The sequence below is a fragment of the Alkalihalophilus lindianensis genome, assembly GCF_032843265.1.
GTDB classification, from domain to species: Bacteria; Bacillota; Bacilli; order Bacillales; family Bacillaceae_D; genus Alkalihalophilus; species Alkalihalophilus lindianensis.
Genome location: NZ_JAWJBA010000879.1, coordinates 1 through 244, shown reverse-complemented (window position 1 = coordinate 244; position 244 = coordinate 1). Strand labels below are relative to the sequence as shown.

The window sequence follows — 244 nt, the reverse complement described above, 5'->3', positions numbered from 1 at the left end:
GCTTGTAAAACCTCGTGAGCAGGATGAAAAGGCTGTAGATTTTCTATTAAAGCTATTCGGGCACAACAGAATTCTTGCTTCTATAAGAAGTATGGAGGAAGAACTCGGAATTAAGTCATCACAACTTAAATCTCGCCAGCGCGAGAAGGTTGACATAGAGAAAATCGAGAGTAACCAAAAAACAATTGAGTCGTTGAGGAATAGACTTCAAAAGCTGATGAAAAATAGTGAAGAAGCTCAATTA

The 244-nt window shown here is 38.1% G+C and carries 1 protein-coding gene; it reads left to right on the top strand.

Annotated elements, in window-relative coordinates:
- Positions 1 to 244 (top strand): hypothetical protein (locus tag RYX56_RS24640; RefSeq protein WP_317124425.1); only part of this gene is annotated, 244 nt, incomplete at both ends.